The organism is Patescibacteria group bacterium (assembly GCA_028717685.1).
GTDB lineage: Bacteria > Patescibacteriota > JAQUNI01 > JAQUNI01 > JAQUNI01 > JAQUNI01.
In genome coordinates, this window is sequence record JAQUNI010000003.1 from 112,646 (window position 1) to 128,331 (window position 15,686).

The 15,686-nt window shown below is 39.0% G+C and carries 15 protein-coding genes; 3 read left to right on the forward strand and 12 right to left on the reverse strand.

Features of this window, described 5'->3' with window-relative positions; genetic code table 11:
• Positions 1-48 precede the first annotated feature (48 nt).
• The 6 genes from PHW01_04745 to PHW01_04770 form a co-directional block, all read right to left on the reverse strand.
• Positions 49-789 (reverse strand): hypothetical protein, encoded by a 741-nt coding sequence (locus PHW01_04745; protein ID MDD5627286.1) that lies wholly within the window; start codon positions 787-789, stop codon positions 49-51.
• On the reverse strand, positions 786-1,610 hold the full coding sequence (locus tag PHW01_04750; GenBank protein MDD5627287.1) for a hypothetical protein: 825 nt from the start codon (positions 1,608-1,610) through the stop codon (positions 786-788). Before PHW01_04750 ends, PHW01_04745 begins: the two co-directional genes overlap by 4 nt.
• 241 nt (positions 1,611-1,851) lie before the next feature.
• On the reverse strand, positions 1,852-2,610 hold the full coding sequence (locus tag PHW01_04755) for a Wzz/FepE/Etk N-terminal domain-containing protein (GenBank protein ID MDD5627288.1): 759 nt from the start codon (positions 2,608-2,610) through the stop codon (positions 1,852-1,854).
• 97 nt (positions 2,611-2,707) lie between these two features.
• Positions 2,708-3,982: a trypsin-like peptidase domain-containing protein gene (locus PHW01_04760; protein ID MDD5627289.1), complete on the reverse strand. Its 1,275-nt coding sequence runs from the start codon at positions 3,980-3,982 to the stop codon at positions 2,708-2,710.
• An 81-nt stretch (positions 3,983-4,063) separates the two neighbouring features.
• Complete coding sequence (locus tag PHW01_04765) at positions 4,064-4,873, reverse strand: hypothetical protein (protein MDD5627290.1); 810 nt, start codon at positions 4,871-4,873, stop codon at positions 4,064-4,066.
• Between the two features lie 135 nt (positions 4,874-5,008).
• On the reverse strand, positions 5,009-7,330 hold the full coding sequence (locus PHW01_04770; protein ID MDD5627291.1) for a valine--tRNA ligase: 2,322 nt from the start codon (positions 7,328-7,330) through the stop codon (positions 5,009-5,011).
• Positions 7,331-7,421: 91 nt separating this feature from the next.
• Here PHW01_04770 and PHW01_04775 point away from each other — a divergent pair, with 91 nt between their 5' ends.
• From PHW01_04775 to PHW01_04785, 3 genes are all read left to right on the forward strand, one after another.
• Positions 7,422-7,643, forward strand: a complete 222-nt coding sequence (locus PHW01_04775) for a hypothetical protein (GenBank protein MDD5627292.1) — start codon at positions 7,422-7,424, stop codon at positions 7,641-7,643.
• Positions 7,644-7,809: 166 nt separating this feature from the next.
• Positions 7,810-8,961: an alanine racemase gene (alr, locus tag PHW01_04780; protein MDD5627293.1), complete on the forward strand. Its 1,152-nt coding sequence runs from the start codon at positions 7,810-7,812 to the stop codon at positions 8,959-8,961.
• A gap of 92 nt (positions 8,962-9,053) precedes the next feature.
• Positions 9,054-10,157, forward strand: coding sequence for a D-alanine--D-alanine ligase (locus tag PHW01_04785; GenBank protein ID MDD5627294.1), 1,104 nt, complete (start codon positions 9,054-9,056; stop codon positions 10,155-10,157).
• A gap of 134 nt (positions 10,158-10,291) precedes the next feature.
• Here PHW01_04785 and PHW01_04790 read toward each other — a convergent pair whose 3' ends face one another.
• From PHW01_04790 to PHW01_04815, 6 genes are all read right to left on the reverse strand, one after another.
• Positions 10,292-10,549 carry a hydrogenase/urease maturation nickel metallochaperone HypA gene (locus PHW01_04790; GenBank protein MDD5627295.1) on the reverse strand — a complete coding sequence of 86 codons (258 nt, stop codon included), beginning with the start codon at positions 10,547-10,549 and terminating at the stop codon, positions 10,292-10,294.
• A 98-nt stretch (positions 10,550-10,647) separates the two neighbouring features.
• Positions 10,648-11,901: a nickel-dependent hydrogenase large subunit gene (locus PHW01_04795; GenBank protein MDD5627296.1), complete on the reverse strand. Its 1,254-nt coding sequence runs from the start codon at positions 11,899-11,901 to the stop codon at positions 10,648-10,650.
• Positions 11,902-12,029: 128 nt separating this feature from the next.
• Entirely contained in the window at positions 12,030-12,755 is a 726-nt protein-coding gene (locus PHW01_04800; protein ID MDD5627297.1) for a sulfhydrogenase 1 subunit delta, read from the reverse strand.
• A complete protein-coding gene (locus PHW01_04805) occupies positions 12,752-13,528 on the reverse strand; it encodes a hypothetical protein (protein MDD5627298.1) in 777 nt (258 codons plus the stop codon). The genes PHW01_04800 and PHW01_04805 overlap by 4 nt, the downstream gene beginning before the upstream one ends.
• Positions 13,495-14,400, reverse strand: coding sequence for a DMT family transporter (locus tag PHW01_04810; protein MDD5627299.1), 906 nt, complete (start codon positions 14,398-14,400; stop codon positions 13,495-13,497). Before PHW01_04810 ends, PHW01_04805 begins: the two co-directional genes overlap by 34 nt.
• 472 nt (positions 14,401-14,872) lie before the next feature.
• Positions 14,873-15,541 (reverse strand): FAD/NAD(P)-binding protein, encoded by a 669-nt coding sequence (locus PHW01_04815; GenBank protein MDD5627300.1) that lies wholly within the window; start codon positions 15,539-15,541, stop codon positions 14,873-14,875.
• Between the last annotated feature and the right edge of the window lie 145 nt (positions 15,542-15,686).

The following is a 15,686-nucleotide window of genomic DNA, read 5'->3' on the forward strand; positions in this document are numbered from 1 at the left end:
ATCTCCCGTTAGGGATGACAGGTCAGGAGACCTGAACCAACGTAATGGTTATATTCCTGGTCCGGGTTCAATATTGTCCCCTTCGATTCGGAAATTAATACTCCCTTTCTGGGTTGACGGGTTGATTTTAACCCACTTACTACTAGATTTATGCACCGCTGCCCAGAAGGAGTCAGCCGTCTGAAGTTCTATGCCTAATACTTGAATTGTGGCATTTCCTTGATAATCTCCCGCAGGTGGCATGGGGAATGAAGCCTCCAAACATTTTGTATTGGGGTTGTAGGTCATTTCCCTGCCTTGGGCTGGGCGCCAAGCTGTGGAGCTGTCAACAAAATAGATTCTTTCACCAGGTCCGGGTTGTCGGATAAGTCTTGCGTCAACAGCTACAAGGAGATTATTACCATCGCTAGAAATGTCAATAATATAGTCTCCCGTACCTTGAGTAATAGATGCTGTTGGTGCAATATAAGACGTTGACGTTGCTGAAGCTGCGGCGGCTGCGGAAGCAGATGCAGATGCTGTCGTTGCCGCTGTTGCCGCGGATGATTGTCCGAAAAGTCGCAGTTTTGGCTCTGGGTGCACTACAGGACCTTGATACCCTGGCGTACAGTGCCAATTCACGGGCTCGCGTTGCTCCATTTGCATCATTAACGCGCGAGCAGCCATTGCCTTGGTGACTATTATCTCATTATCGTTGCTGCATTTTGAGGGGTATACAGCGCAACCCATCAGAACAATTGTGAGACTAAGAAATAAACCTATTAACAGAACAGACAAAACCTTTTTCATTTGAGAAACCTCCTTGCATTTGGATCTTGCGAAAAACCGACTCCGATCAAGACTCTGTCTTGATCAAATTCGGGATTTATTTTACCCATCCGTCGGTCTTTCTCTTTTACTAACATTCTCTCCCAAGAAATTTCCAGCCAGAATGGGAGAAGATTAATTCTGGCATACACTCCGCCATTGGGTCTAAGCTCACTTTCCCAAATCTCACTCTGGTAATAGGCCCAAGTTGTTTGAAGACCTATTTCCAGACTTTGTTGAAAATTCACGCCTAGACGTAGACGCAGTTCACTATCTGTTCCGGGATAACGGATACCGCCGAGTTTACCGAGGTCAAATGTGGTATAGGCGGCATCAAAACTAAATAAACGGTGCCATGCTCGCATCTGGGCGAGAAATAAATTCGTGTCAAATTCACCGTTCCATTTCAGTTTTAATTCATCGCGCGTCCTGACATTGCACCAAACACTACCTAATCCCCAATTCAGATTAATCTCTGGCACGATGAAAGCGCCCAAGATTATTTTTTCATCCTTTTCTAGTCTCGCAAATTGGGGATTCCATTTTTGATAACCTTGGATGTGGACCATTGGTCCGCCGTCCAAAGAAAGACACCATGGCAGGTCAAACGGCTTTTGCATTACGATATACATCACCGTATTTTCTTCATCACGGAAATTACGGCTGTGGATGATATCAAAGAACACCGGCTCATCTATTTTCATATGGGCTTCGGTGTATAGATATTTTGCCGTATCCGCGTCTGCAAAAACTTTGACCACTAACATCAACATCATTACCAAAACCACCAGCAATTTTTTCATTTTATCACCTCTCGATCTTGTAGAATCTTTAGTTCTAATTAAGACACTCCGTCACTGCGAGGAAGACACAAAGTGCCGACCAAAGCAATCTCGTTTTTATATTATGATGAGATTGCTTCGTCGGGCTTGAAAGCCCTTCTCGCAATGACGGAAATGCCCACCTTATTACAGATGATGTAGTTCTATAGAATATGAGTTCAATTATTTTTCAAAGAACATTCTTAAAATTATAACTAAAAAATTATTTTTCAACAATCTTTAAGCCGCCAATGTAGTGGTCTGACTTTTTCTCTTCTATTGTCGTATCGCCATTTTGCACGACCTCCATAACCTCTGTTTTTTCATTTTCTTGCGGTTCGGGGGGCATAATAGGCGTTGGTTTTTGCGACAGACTTTGGGTTTTCCAAAGAATTACTATCGCGCTAATCGCAAGGCCTACGAATAAGCTTAAGATAATGTTTAGCAAAATATTCGGTTTCACGGGCCGCTCCGAGACGAGCGGCGTGTCTAAAACCACGATTCCGACTTCATCTCCTAAATTATAATAAGCTTTGCCTTTTTTGGAAAAATTGTAAATAATGGCGTTCATAATATTTTTTGCTTGCGAGGCTTCGGGATGATAGACATTGATTTCAATAATACTTGTGTCCGTGGAAACGCGGGAACTAACCATTTTAGCCCATTTTTCCCGGAGATCTTTTTCTTTCTTTGGAAAATAAATTGAATCAATCGGAAACCCAGAATTCAAGACATCATTCATAAAAGAACTGCTTTTTATAATTTTCGCAAACAGCATAGCCAACCTCTCGGCAGACTGGCTTGCTTTATACATATCTAGGTCGGCATTTGTTTTTTGGGTAATCAAAATCCGGCCGCTTGCTCTGTAAAGCGGTTTTTGAAGGGAACTTGCGATTAAACTTACCACAATCGTGGCAAGAGTAATAATCGTAATAGTGCGCCAGCTTTGGCGGATCCGTTGTAAATATTGTTGATAATTCATAAGATCATAAGATTTGTGAAATTACATTGTACACTAAATCTAAAAATCTGTCAAGCTTTTTTGTGCTTGACAGATTTTTGAGTAAGATAAGCTTTAATTATTCTTTTTCGTCCATTTTACCCAAAACAACTTTTATTTCTAAGCTTTTCTCCTCTCTTACGACAGTGAGGGTGATTTCTTCATTTGGTTTATATTTTTGAAGTAAAGTAGTCAGAGAATGATTTTCGTCTATTTCTTGCCCATTAACGCGCGTAATAATGTCCATTTCTTTCAAACCAGCTTTTTGCGCCGGGCTACCCGGGAGAATAGGCAGAAGATTGGGATCACCACTATAAATAAGAGCTCCTTTTTCGACTGGTAGTTTGTTGAGGTTAGCTAATTCAGGGGTGATAGGGATAAGGCGCACTCCAATATAAGGACGGATAATTTTACCTTCGCGGATCACACTATCAATAGCAGTTTTAATATTATCAACGGGAATGGCGAAGCCGACCAACTGTCCTTGGCGGTCAATCGCGGTGTTAATACCTATAACCTGACCTTGAATATTGACTAATGGCCCTCCAGAATTACCGGGATTGATTGCCGCATCGGTTTGAATCACATCTTCCAAGCTTTCCGATTGCAACATCCCGTCGCCTGCTTGAACAGAACGTCCGATCGCTGAAACAACTCCTGTTGTGACTGTATTTTGATATTCGCCAAGCGTATTGCCGATAGCAATAACTTTTTGCCCCACTTCAAGATCACCAGAATTCCCTAATTCCGCCACAGGCAAATTTTCCGCTTGAATTTTAACGACGGCAAAATCATTAGAGGGATCGCGAGCTAAAACCTGCGCCTCGTAGTTTTTACCATCGCTGGTGACGACGGTATATTTTGCGCCAGTATCGGCGACCACGTGCTTATTGGTGGCGATTAAACCATCGTTGGTCAGAATAAAACCTGTGCCCCCTCCCTTTTGTTGGAAAACATCTCCGAAGAAGCCTCGGGCGTCGCGCGTGCTGATGATACTCACGACGGCCGGGGAAATCTTTTTAACCGCGGCAATGACTCCCGATTCTTCATTAATCACCACCTTTTCATTTTTTTGGATGGTTACTGGCTGGTCGCTCTTTAAAAATTCATAGCGTTCAAAGAAAGGAATTGTGGAAAGATAAGGCAAAATAATCCTGTTTGTTATTATGCTCCCTATTCCGCCTGATAAGAATCCCAAAATAATAATCATTAATATAATAAGAAACCATTTAAAAGCAGAATCTTTCTTGATGATTTTTGCTTTTTGACTGCTTGGCGCTTTTGATTTGGGCTTAAAGTGCGCTCTGGTGTTCGTTCGAATAGATTTAATTTGGATGTTTTTGAAGTCGTTCATAAATTGTAAGTAACTGGTAATTAAGGGAATATCTTTAGGGGATTAAAGTTATCAGTTTACTCGTTATGAGTTAATATATTTTTACCTCGGTATCCATTGATTAGAAAATAAAACGCTTGAGATTGTAATAATTCCCAGAAGAAAATAAATTTTGATTAAACGTCGGGTTAACATTTGGCGGGAATAGTATTCTAAAATGCCGAGGATGATATAGACACTTACTATCACAATGATAGCATTGGCGATGTAATTTGTGGGCCAGAAGGTAAGAGACCAGAATATCTGGCTAGCGGTTAAACTCGTGATCAAGGTATAGAGAACGGCTAAGGAAGGTGTGAAAATTTCACTCAAAAATTGATAAGTCAGAGAGAAAACAACGAGAACAACGATTAAAAGAGCCTGCCAAAGAGGAAAAGACAAAAGATAAATTAAAGCAAAGAGGTTTGCCGTTAGAAAAAATGTAGTGAGTATGACCAGAGCTTCATTTGTCGTGTAAACAACCATTTTCCGTTTGTCTTCTTCGGATTTTAAAATTACTTCTTGGTGGGAGTAAAAACGATATTTACTTAAGGTTGCGATGTTATTTAGGACAATTCCTAAAATAATACTCGCGCCGATGATGAAAAAATGCTGCACATAGCTTTTTTGGGCGAGGATAAAAAGAGCGAGAATGCTTAAGGTATAGAAAAGTGGCAAGATTAAATAGATGAACTGTTTTAATTTTTTTTGACTCAAAAATCCACCCAGATAAAGAGAAGCAAGGAGCACGCATCCTATAATAACGCCAAAAATTTTCCAAAAAATTTCAGGATATTGAATGACGAATTCGAGACCAATCAGCATAGTTAGAGGAGGCAGGATGGTGGCGATTTTAGAAAGCCAGGAAGACATAGGGAAATTTTTAATTTTCAATTTCTAATTTCTATTAAATTTTCAATATTTTAATTTTTAAACAGTTTGAAAATTATTTGTTTAGAAATTGATTCATTAAAAATTTAATGAAAATTGAAAATTAGAAATTGAAAATTATTTTATGTTTCTTGTTAAATATCTGACAATCTCTTCTCCTTCTTTTGATAACTTTATCTTTGATTTTTTTCGAATTCTGATTTGGGTAACCTTTTCCTGTATCAATTTAAATTCGTTTCGCGTTTTGCGGTCCAGATGTTCTGCGGGAAAGCTTGGCCATGGGGTTATGATTAAATCGCCTTTTTCTTTTAATTCGTGATATAGTTCTTCCGTGATAAATGGCATAAAGGGATGCAATAGTTTTAAGGTTTCGCGGAGAATCTGGCGCAGGATAAAGCCAACTTCTTTCTGTTCTTCCTTATTTTCGCTGTAGATCCTTGCTTTGGCGATTTCAAGGTACCAATCGCATAATTCATTCCAGAAAAATTTATACAGACGTTTTGCGGCATAAGCAATCTTGTAGTTCTGCAAATATTGAGTTACTTTTCTAATCGTATAATGCAGTCGGTAGAAAATCCAGTGGTCAGCCAGGTTGTCAGCGCTACGCGCGATTTTGAGAGCGGCAGACTCCTTGTAATTTTTAATCGGCTGCGTGTTTTCAATGACGAGCTTTGTGGCATTATAAATTTTCGTGACAAAATTGCGGGAAGCGCGGATTTTGTCTTCCATTGCCTGCCGGCTCATTTTGATATCGCGGCCAGGATAAGCGCTTCCCGCTAAGGCAAAGCGCAGAGCGTCCGCGGAATATTTTTCAATCATTTCTAATGGATCAACGCCATTACCCAAGGACTTGCTCATTTTTTGTCCTTTTTCATCGCGGAGCGTGCCATGGATAAAAATAGTTCTAAAGGGAACATCGTCCATAAACTTTAGCCCCAAAATAATCATTCGGCAAATCCATAGGTATACAATTCCTGGCGCGGTAACCATTACATCTGAAGGGTAATATTTTTTAAGATCGGCTGTTGCTTCGGGCCAGCCCAGGGTGGAAAATGGCCAAAGACCAGAAGAAAACCACGTATCTAAAACGTCTTTTTCTTGGGTAATTTTTTTGCTTTTGCAAAGGGGGCATGATTTCGGTTTTGTGGCTGAAATAATAGGCTGATCTGAACAGTCGCAGTAATAAACCGGCATCGGGTGACCCCAGACGATTTGTCGTGAAATACACCAATCATGAATTTGGGAGAGCCAATCAAGAGCTTGTTTTTTGTAGCGCTCTGGAAGGAATCGCACTTCCCCTTTTTCAATTGCTTCTATGGCTGGCGCGGCTAATGGTTTCATTTTAATAAACCATTGCACAGAAATTTGCGGCTCCACTACGCTTTTACAACGTTCACAAACCGCGACGTTATGTTTAATATTTTCTATTTTTTTTAAATACCCCTCCTCTCTCAAATCTTGAATGATAATTTCGCGAGCTTTATTTATTGGTAGTCCTTGATATTTCGCGGGAACATTTGTCATTTTACCATTGCGATCGATTACGATCGGCATCTGGAGTTTATGCCGTTCGCCTATTTGATAATCATTAATATCATGCGCCGGAGTAACTTTCACCGCGCCTGTAGCGAAATTTGGATCTACTGTTTCGTCAGTAATAATGGGAATTTCCCGTTTAGTTAAAGGTAAAATAACCTTTTTCCCTATTAATTTTTGATATCTTTTATCTTTTGGATGCACAGCGACAGCAGTATCCCCTAACATCGTTTCGGGTCTGGTTGTAGCCACAACTATTCTTGATTCTTGACTCTTAACCCTTGATTCTAAAAGAGGATATTCAATATAATATAACTTGCCTTCGCGCTTTTTATATTCCAATTCTAAATCTGTAATCGCAGTCTCACACCGCGGGCACCAATGAACAATGTATGGGCCTTTGTAAATCAGCCCTTCATTATATAAACGAATAAATTCTTCGGTTACTGCTTGGGCTGGTCCAGGATCTAAGGTAAAGGTTTTGCGCGACCAATCTGCAGATTCGCCTAGAGCCTGTGACTGTTCTGAAATTTTTTTTTCGTAGATTCGCGCCCATTTCCAAATATATTCCAAAAATTTTTTCCGACCTAAATCATCGCGGGTTTTTCTCTCTTCTTTCAGAAGTTTTTTTTCCATTGTCCCTTGCATTTGGATTCCGGCGTGATCAATACCAGGAAGCCAGAGGGTATCAAAACCTTGCATTCTTTTGGCGCGGACTAAAACATCAGTAATGGTATGTTGCAGGACATGGCCTAAATGCATCTCGCCGGTTAGATTGAGCGGCGGCATAATCATCACAAAAGATTTCTTTTTGGACTGATTGTCAGCCTTAAAATAGGCTTTTTTTAGCCAATATTGGTACCATTTTTTTTCAATTGTTTTAGCGTTGTATTTTTTGTCCATAAGCAAAAAATTGCTTTTTGAGCACATTTATTGTATCTTAAAAGCGCTGGATTGACAAGGAGTGTTTAATTGGAAAGGAGAATTTTGCAAGATGGAGATTTTGGATCAGGTTGTTACCGGCGTGGTTACTGTAAAAATATCAAACAAGGGGGATCAAAGAAGGGATTGGGTTATTTTGAAAGAAGAGCCCTTAATAGTAGTTGCAGAGAAAGTGTATAAAAAGTTCTGGCCGAATCAAAAGAAATACAGCGGCTTTAATGTTAAATCATTTGATCCTTTAACAAATATGTTAGAGGTTGAGGTAAAGTATTAGTTTGTCATTTTGTTTTTGCCTCAATCTCTTTTTTATTTAGCTTATTTGCTTTTTATGGTAAAATCAAAAAACCTATTCTTTTGAGAAATATATTTTTGGTGTCATCGCCGATTTTTGGGGGAACCCAGGTTTATATCGTTAGACCTGGATTCCCGCCTTCGCGGGAATGACAAATAAGTTGAAACTAAAATTGATAAAAAATCAATATCGCACTTGGTTAGAAATTGACACCAAGGCAATAAAAAATAACTATCAAATTTTTCGCAATTTAATTCCCAAGGGTTGCAAACTTTGTGGTGTGGTTAAATCTAATGCTTATGGTCATGGTTTAGTGGACTTTTCAAAAGAATTAGAATGTTTGGATATTGATTTTTTGGCAGTGGATTCTGTTGTGGAGGGTTTGCGTCTAAGAAAAGAGGGCATCAAGACTCCGATTCTGGTTTTAGGATATACTTTGCCCTCGTTAGTTAAAAAAGCGGCTATCAATAGTTTAAGTCTAACTATATCTTCTTTTGACGCAGTATACAGCTTACCGAAATTACTGGGGCGTAAGAAAATTAAAATTCACCTCAAATTAGACACGGGAATGCACAGACAAGGGTTTTACGAAGATGACGCGCAGAAAGTATTAAATTTTTTAAGTAAAAATAAGAATATAATTTTAGAAGGTACCTATACTCATTTTGCAGGGGCGAAGAATCCGGCGTTCCCGCAAAACACAAAAAAACAGCTTGCTATTTTTCAGAAATGGATTAAAGAATTAAGCAAAAAAGGCTGTAAGCCGATTTGCCACGCCGCGGCAACAGCCGGGACTATTCTCTTTCCAGAAGCGCGTCTGGATATGGCGCGCGTTGGCATCGGACTTTATGGTTTATGGCCATCCAAAGAAATAAAAGCCTTTGCGGCAGAGAGATTAAAATTGAAGCCGGCAATGCGATGGAAAACAATAATAGGTGAGATTAAAAATCTTTCCAAAGGCGAACGGATAGGGTATGATTTCACCGAGAGGGTAGATCAAAATTCCAAGATCGCCATCCTGCCTGTAGGCTATTGGCATGGTTATCCGCGCAGTTTATCCAGTATCGGCTATGTTCTGGTCCAAGGGAAAAGATGCAAGATTCTAGGTCGAATTTCTATGGATATGATTATTATTAACATTAGCGATGTTCCTAGGGCAAAAGTCGGGGATGAAGTGTATCTATTGGGCAAAAGCGGTCAGGAAAAAGTAAGCGCGGATGATCTGGCGTATCTTTCTGACACTGTAAATTACGAAATTGTGACCAGGATAAATCCATTGATTAAGAAAATATATTTGTAGAATTTAATATTTTTTCCCTTAAGTTTTGGGAGTTTGGCGGGTACAAGACCCCCTCTAACTCCCCCTTGCCAAGGGGGAGAAAATTTTAAACTGTGTCTAAAATCAAAGTTGGTATTTTATTTGGCGGAAAGTCAGCCGAGCACGAGGTTTCTTTGGTTTCCGCGGAATCAGTGATGGGACATCTTAATCAAAATAAATACGAAGTGATCCCTGTGGGGATTAACCGCGAGGGTAAATGGATTACAGCAGGCGAGCCTCTAAAACATCTAAAGAAGGGCAGACAAGGAGAGGCGCGGAAAAGGTTACTGCCGGCAGTGCACCATAAGGACGCAAAATCTCATGTTGCCACAAAAGCAGTGGACGTGATTTTTCCAGTTTTGCATGGCACTTATGGCGAAGATGGCACTGTGCAGGGTTTTTTGGAATTAGCGAATATCCCATATGTGGGCGCGGGAGTTGCGGCATCGGCAATAGGAATGGACAAGGTTTTACAGAAAGAGATATTCCGGGCCAAGGACCTGCCAGTGATTAATTATTTGGTTTTTTGGCGCAAGCGAATTTTAGAAAGATTAGATCCCCAGGTCGTGAAAGAGATTGAGGAAAAAATCGGCTACCCTTGTTTTACCAAGCCCGCTAATTCAGGTTCTTCGGTAGGTATTTTTAAGGCGCATACAAGGGCAGAGCTTCGATATATGATTAAAAAAACCGCTCATTTTGACCGCAAGATTATTGTGGAAAAAGCGGTCGCCAACGCCCGTGAGATTGAGGTGGCGGTTTTGGGCAATGATGATCCAGAGGTTTCGGTTTGTGGTGAAATTATTTCTTCCAATGAATTTTATGATTATGAGGCGAAGTATGTTGACGGGAAAAGTAAAGCGATTATTCCCGCAAAGATTTCCCAAAAAATAAGTGATGAAATTAGAAAAATCGCGCGAGAAGCCTATCTGGCGATTGACTGCTCCGGAATGGGGCGCGTTGATTTTTTAGTGGATGGAAAAATAAATAAAGTGTATTTAAGTGAAATTAATACAATCCCAGGATTTACTTCTATTTCTATGTATCCTAAACTCTGGCAGGCATCGGGTCTTTCCTATCCGCGGCTTCTGGACAGATTGATTCACCTTGCTTTGGAACGCCACCAAGATAAACAAAAAAATGAGACTATGTTGGAATTAAAAAGTAAGTGGTATCAGTAAACCCTGTTGGAGAATTTTGTTTTCTAACCCTGTTAGAAAGGATATGGAATATCTTCGCAGGAAGGCAGTAGATTGACTGTGTGTTATAACTAAAAATGGCTTAAATAAGCCATTTTAGTTATTATCTTAAGGAGTTATTTCATCCCTTGAATTTCTTTTAATTTGAAATAATCCCCCTTTATTTTTTTAATTTGGATTTCCGCGCCTTCTGCTATAGTTTTTTGATTGAGGAGGTTGATATTGAATTTTAAATTCAGAGGAGCAATAATGGCTCCGTGCTCTTCAATTTCGCCCAATTCAATCACTATTTTGGTGATTTTTTTTAAATGATTTTTTTGGGCGTATTCTAAGGCTTGGCGCAAAATTTTGTTGGCAGCGTGAAAGTCATGCATAAAATGGTAATTAGTAATCCGTAATCAGTAATTGGTAATTGTGAACAATCAGATGATAGTCGGTAAAAATTAATAGTTACTAATTACTGATTACTACATTAATGTACCGCGCAGGTGATGCAGGGATCATAGGCGCGGATGAGCATTTTGATATCGTCTTCTTTTTTGTTATTCTCTAAAAATTTTTCCAGATCGTTTTCCAGATTCGCTAAGAATTGAGCAGTGGGGGTAATAATATTGCAGTTTTTAATAAAACCCCTCGCATCGGTTTCATAATAATGAAAAAGAAGTCCGCGGGGTGCTTCAGTAACCCCCAATCCCCTGCCCGCCTTCGTTTTGTATTTTTGTATTTTTTCCGTTTTGATTTTTAATTTTGAAATGATTTTGATTGTTTCTTCTGTCGCGTGAATTACTTCAATCATCTGGGCAAGAAGATTATAAAAGATATTATAGCAAGGGAGGGAAAATTCAGTGCGAGCGAGAGCTTTATGCGCGAATGGATTCAACTTTTTGTAATTTAAATTGACGCGGCTTAATGCTCCTACAAGATAACTTTCGCCAACAATTTTGACTTTTTTGATTAAGTCCTCTGCCATTTCTTGCTTTTCGTTCGCCTTTCTCAAAAATATTCGGGGGGAGTAAGTTTTATTTTTAGGCAGTTTAATCTGACCATTATAAAGGGCATATTCTTGTTTATTAGACAAGGCGGCAAAAACAGTTAAGCGTTGAAATTCTGGGAAGGTGAGATTATTTAAAAAGTCAAAAAGGTCATTGGCGGTTTCCAGATTTTTTTTCGCAGCATTTAAGATTTTATTAAGCATTTTTCCCGAGGGCAACTTGCGAAAGCCGCCGATGGCAGTAGTTGTCGGGTGGATGTTGCGGCCGCCGATTGCATTTAGAATGAGGTTGCCAAAGTCGCGGATTTGGATTGCTTCCTTCGCAGTTTTGGGATTGATTTTCACTAAAGCTAAATCGTTTTTTAAATTAAAAAAATCAGAGAGGGCTAAAAAATAGATATGCGTCATATGGCTTTGAATGAATTGACCGAACAGCATTAGTTTGCGCAGGGTTGTTGTTTGAGGGCTTGCTTTAACGCGTAAAGCATTCTCTATCGCTTTGATAGCAGTCAAATTATGGACAGTGGGACAAATGCCGCAGATTCGCGCCGTAATCCAAGGCGCTTCAGTGTATTTTCGTCCGATTAATATTCCTTCAATAAGCCTCGCTCCTTCTTTGACCTCCAAACGCGCTTCGTGGATGAGACCATTTTCCAGCTTACCCACAAATCCCGCGTGACCTTCAATTTTGTTGATTGCGTTGATAGAAATGGTAATTTTTTTATTAGTTGGCATTTTATCTATTTTACTAATAGAAAATTTTTGATTTTTAACTAATTTGTATTGACTTAATTTCTATTGAAATAATCCAATAATCAATTAAAAATTAAATAAAAATTAAGAAGTAAAAATTAAAAATTAACTTATTTGTTCCCAAAAATTTCCAGAACCCTTTCATACTCTTTATTGCCTAAAAGTTCTTGCATCTTTTTTTCATTCGGTTCGTTTACCCTGCCGCGGCAGCCAGTGCAGGGCAGGTTACTTTTTAAGCAGATTGCTTCGCATCCGCCACGGATCATCGGTCCGAGACAGGGTTTGCCCTCTAGAAGCAGGCAGGGATAATTTTTAATTTGGCATTCATAGCAGACTGGACGGTCAGGCAGATGCGGTTTACTGCCAATCGCTACTTGCCTTAAGACTTCTAAAATTTCTTGATTGTTTGGCGGACAGCCGGGAATAATAAAATCCACGGGTACATAAGCAGAGAGGGGTTCTATTTTTCTATTATCAATTTTTTTTCCGGAAGACGGATAAACATATTTTAAGATTTTATCTTTATTGCCGTAATTTTTGATTTTTTGGATATTACCTAGATGAGCGCAGGCGCCTAGAGCGATCAAGGTTTTAGCTTGTTTACGCAGATTTTCCAGTTTTATTTTTTCTTCTTCCCTTGTGACCGTTCCTTCAATAAATGCAATATCAATGTCTATTTCACTATTAGCTTTTTTGTCCTCAATGAGATGGAAATCCACTAATTCAAAATCCTCCAAGACTTTAAAAAAAGTTTGGCCTAAATCTAAAATAGAGAAAAGGCAGCCATTACAAGAGGTGAGCGAAGTAATAATTAAAGTTTTTTTCTTTTTTTTCATCGGGAAAAAGGAATACGTTTTTTAGAGTTGAGGTTAATTTTTATCTTTTGGCTTTGGTCCTGATGCTGATTTTTTTTAATAATGCAATGCGTTAAATCAAATGGGTACATACCGGGTTTGCCAAAATCAATGCGTGCAGGGATAGCTTTGCCAATTTTAGCCAAATATTCCAATCTCTCTTGTTTGGCTTTAAGTTTTTTTGAGAGAGAGACCAGATTTGCATTGTTGGCGCAATCTATTGCCACCCCAAAGTGGTGGAAGATATTTTGACCTTTGATTACTTTTAAATCCGGCGGCACAAAAACGTTTTTAAAAATCGTTTTCTTGATGCCATATCGATATTCTAAATCTGCGACACGGTTTTTTTGCTGTTTTTTGATATTAACGAGTTTACAAAGGGTGAGAATATGGGCTAAGGCATAAGACGGAGAATAGATGTCCTCAATTTTGTTTTCAGCGATACCATCGGCGTGGTCTAGGGCAAAACATTCTAAAATATCTTCTTGGTCAATCAAGATTTTATTACGTTTTTTTGCGTAGTAACTAATTGTATTAGGAAAGGCGGTAATAATGTAGCGAGAAAGTGTGGCAAGCTTAATTGGCTTATTTTTGATAAATTTTTTTAAATCAACGGTGCTGATGCAAAAGGGGTGCAAAAAAAGCCTGCTTACTTCATCAATTGCTTTTGGTGTACATTTTATTTTCTTAAAATAAGGCAGGGTTTTTGCCCTTGCCATATTCAATTTTTGGATAAGATCGCCTTTTTTGGCCATAGTTTGTTTTGAAAGACCACAAGATAAAGCCCAAAAATTAAAAGCAGAATTCCTGTTATTTTTAAAGGGATCACTTTTTCATTGATAAATATCAGAGAGAGAAGGGAAGTAAGGGGCGCGCCGAGGGTCATAATTGCGGCGGCAGTGAAAGCGGGAATGTATTTCAAGCCATTATAAAAAGTAGTCACATAACCAAAAAGAATGATGGCGCTAACCACTATCCAAAGATATTGCCATAGGGAATAGCCGAGGGTGAAATGAAACCCGTTGTTTTTGACCAGGAGAAATAAAAAGATCAGAATTGCGCCGAAGAACATTCTACCCCAAGCAACCACGAAGCCTGAAAGATGGGTAAGAACTTTTTTGGCAAGCGCGATTTCAAAAGCCCACATTATCGCAGCTATTAAAATCAGAAGATCGCCGCGATTGAGGCTTTCCGGTTTATATTGAAAGTAGAAGATACTACCCAAAAGCATTATAAAGGCAGCGACTAGTTCATATTTGTTAATCTTTTTTTTCAGAAATAACCAAGAAATCGGCACAAGCCAAATAAATATTGTTTTGTGAAAGAAGCTTGCTTGCGCGGCTGAAGTGAGGGTTAAGCCCTTGAAGAAAAGGAGGAAGGGCACAGAGCCGCCTATAAAACCGATTAAGACCAAATTCCACCAATCCCTGCGGGTCAAATCCTTAAATTCCTTGAGCCGATAGATCAGAAAAAGCATAGCCGTTAATAATATGGCAACCAGGAGATTTTTCGCGAAGGTAAAAAAGTAGGGCTCAATACCCGACGCCTCCCATTTATTCAGGAAGACGGAGAAACCAGAGATGATGCTTGTGGTTAAAATAAGAAGAATGCCTTTAGTGTATTTCATAAGTTTATTGAAATCCTAAATCCTAAGCACCAAATCCTAAACAATATCTAAATCCAAAATTCAAAACTGTTTGAATTTAGAGATTTGAATTTTGAATTTGTTTAGAATTTAGGATTTAGGATTTGGGATTTAGAATTTTGAAGATATCTATTTATATAATTCGCTTGTTTTGAGGAAATTTTAGCAATTACAAAGCCATTCTGTTCTAGAACCCAGTCCCCCATTTTCACGGAAACCAAGGAAGAATCAAGGATCTTGTCTTGGTTGCTGGTGGCTTTGTTTTTATTTAATTTTATGATTTGATGGGGAATGGCAAGGCACATAGAAACAATTTTAAATTCTAAATTTTTAATTTTAAATCAAATCTAAATTTTAAATTATTTAATTTTAACCCCCTTTTTCCCTTTGTTTTAAAATTTAAAATTAGGATTTTAAAATTGATTTAAAATTCAGAATTAAAAATTTGAAATTTTTAAATAATGTTGGGTAAATCTTTAATCTCTGCCCAGGAGAATACCGGTCCTTCTTTACAGACGTATTTTCCGTTCGGGAGCGCGCAGTGTTGGCAGATGCCGACGCCGCAGTGCATGCGCCGTTCCAAAGAAAGATAAATCTCATCATCTTTAAACTTTAATCTTTTCAGCCTCTCCATAACGAATTTATACATTATCGGCGGTCCTACCACGAGAGCCAGAGCATGTTCAAGGGTTTTGTATTTATCAAATAAAGTGGTAATCACGCCAATATTTCCTTTCCATTGCAGCTGGCATTGATCCAGGGTTACTTTAACATCAATATCCTGCTTTTGCCAAGAAGGGAATTCCTTTTCAAAAATGCGGTATTCTTCGCATTTAGTACCATAGAAGAGCTGGACCTTTTTGTAAGTAGCGCGGCGATGTAGAATGCTTAAAATTACGGAACGTAAAGGGGCGAGACCAATGCCGCCGGCAATAATGAGCAAATTTTTATGTGCCAGTTTTTTCAAGGGAAAACCGCGTCCATAAGGTCCTCTCACGCCCACATAGTCGCCTTGATGCTTATGAAAGAGGGCAGAGGTGACAATACCTTTTTCCTGAACCGTGATTTGAAATTGTTTGCTGTTGTATTGGCTGGAGCAAAAGGCGAAAGGCGCTTCACCCACTTTGGGAATGGAAAGTTAGGATCAATACGATAAAGCATTGGAAAATGTGGATAAAGCCATAGATTTGAATGGCAACGTGGCAAAATACTGGGCAAACAAAGGGCTGGTGCAAATCGCCCTGCAAAAATATGCAGAAGCAGTTATA

What these genes read in the sequence shown, in the direction of transcription:
- PHW01_04745 (MDD5627286.1), bottom strand. Translation starts at nt 789, where the DNA reads ATGAAAAAGGTTTTGTCTGTTCTGTTAATAGGTTTATTTCTTAGTCTC.
- PHW01_04810 (MDD5627299.1), bottom strand. Translation starts at nt 14,400, where the DNA reads ATGAAATACACTAAAGGCATTCTTCTTATTTTAACCACAAGCATCATC.
- PHW01_04775 (MDD5627292.1), top strand. Translation starts at nt 7,422, where the DNA reads ATGGAGATTTTGGATCAGGTTGTTACCGGCGTGGTTACTGTAAAAATA.
- PHW01_04795 (MDD5627296.1), bottom strand. Translation starts at nt 11,901, where the DNA reads ATGCCAACTAATAAAAAAATTACCATTTCTATCAACGCAATCAACAAA.
- PHW01_04765 (MDD5627290.1), bottom strand. Translation starts at nt 4,873, where the DNA reads ATGTCTTCCTGGCTTTCTAAAATCGCCACCATCCTGCCTCCTCTAACT.
- PHW01_04805 (MDD5627298.1), bottom strand. Translation starts at nt 13,528, where the DNA reads ATGGCCAAAAAAGGCGATCTTATCCAAAAATTGAATATGGCAAGGGCA.
- PHW01_04800 (MDD5627297.1), bottom strand. Translation starts at nt 12,755, where the DNA reads ATGAAAAAAAAGAAAAAAACTTTAATTATTACTTCGCTCACCTCTTGT.
- PHW01_04790 (MDD5627295.1), bottom strand. Translation starts at nt 10,549, where the DNA reads ATGCATGACTTTCACGCTGCCAACAAAATTTTGCGCCAAGCCTTAGAA.
- PHW01_04770 (MDD5627291.1), bottom strand. Translation starts at nt 7,330, where the DNA reads ATGGACAAAAAATACAACGCTAAAACAATTGAAAAAAAATGGTACCAA.
- PHW01_04760 (MDD5627289.1), bottom strand. Translation starts at nt 3,982, where the DNA reads ATGAACGACTTCAAAAACATCCAAATTAAATCTATTCGAACGAACACC.
- PHW01_04750 (MDD5627287.1), bottom strand. Translation starts at nt 1,610, where the DNA reads ATGAAAAAATTGCTGGTGGTTTTGGTAATGATGTTGATGTTAGTGGTC.
- alr (MDD5627293.1), top strand. Translation starts at nt 7,810, where the DNA reads ATGACAAATAAGTTGAAACTAAAATTGATAAAAAATCAATATCGCACT.
- PHW01_04755 (MDD5627288.1), bottom strand. Translation starts at nt 2,610, where the DNA reads ATGAATTATCAACAATATTTACAACGGATCCGCCAAAGCTGGCGCACT.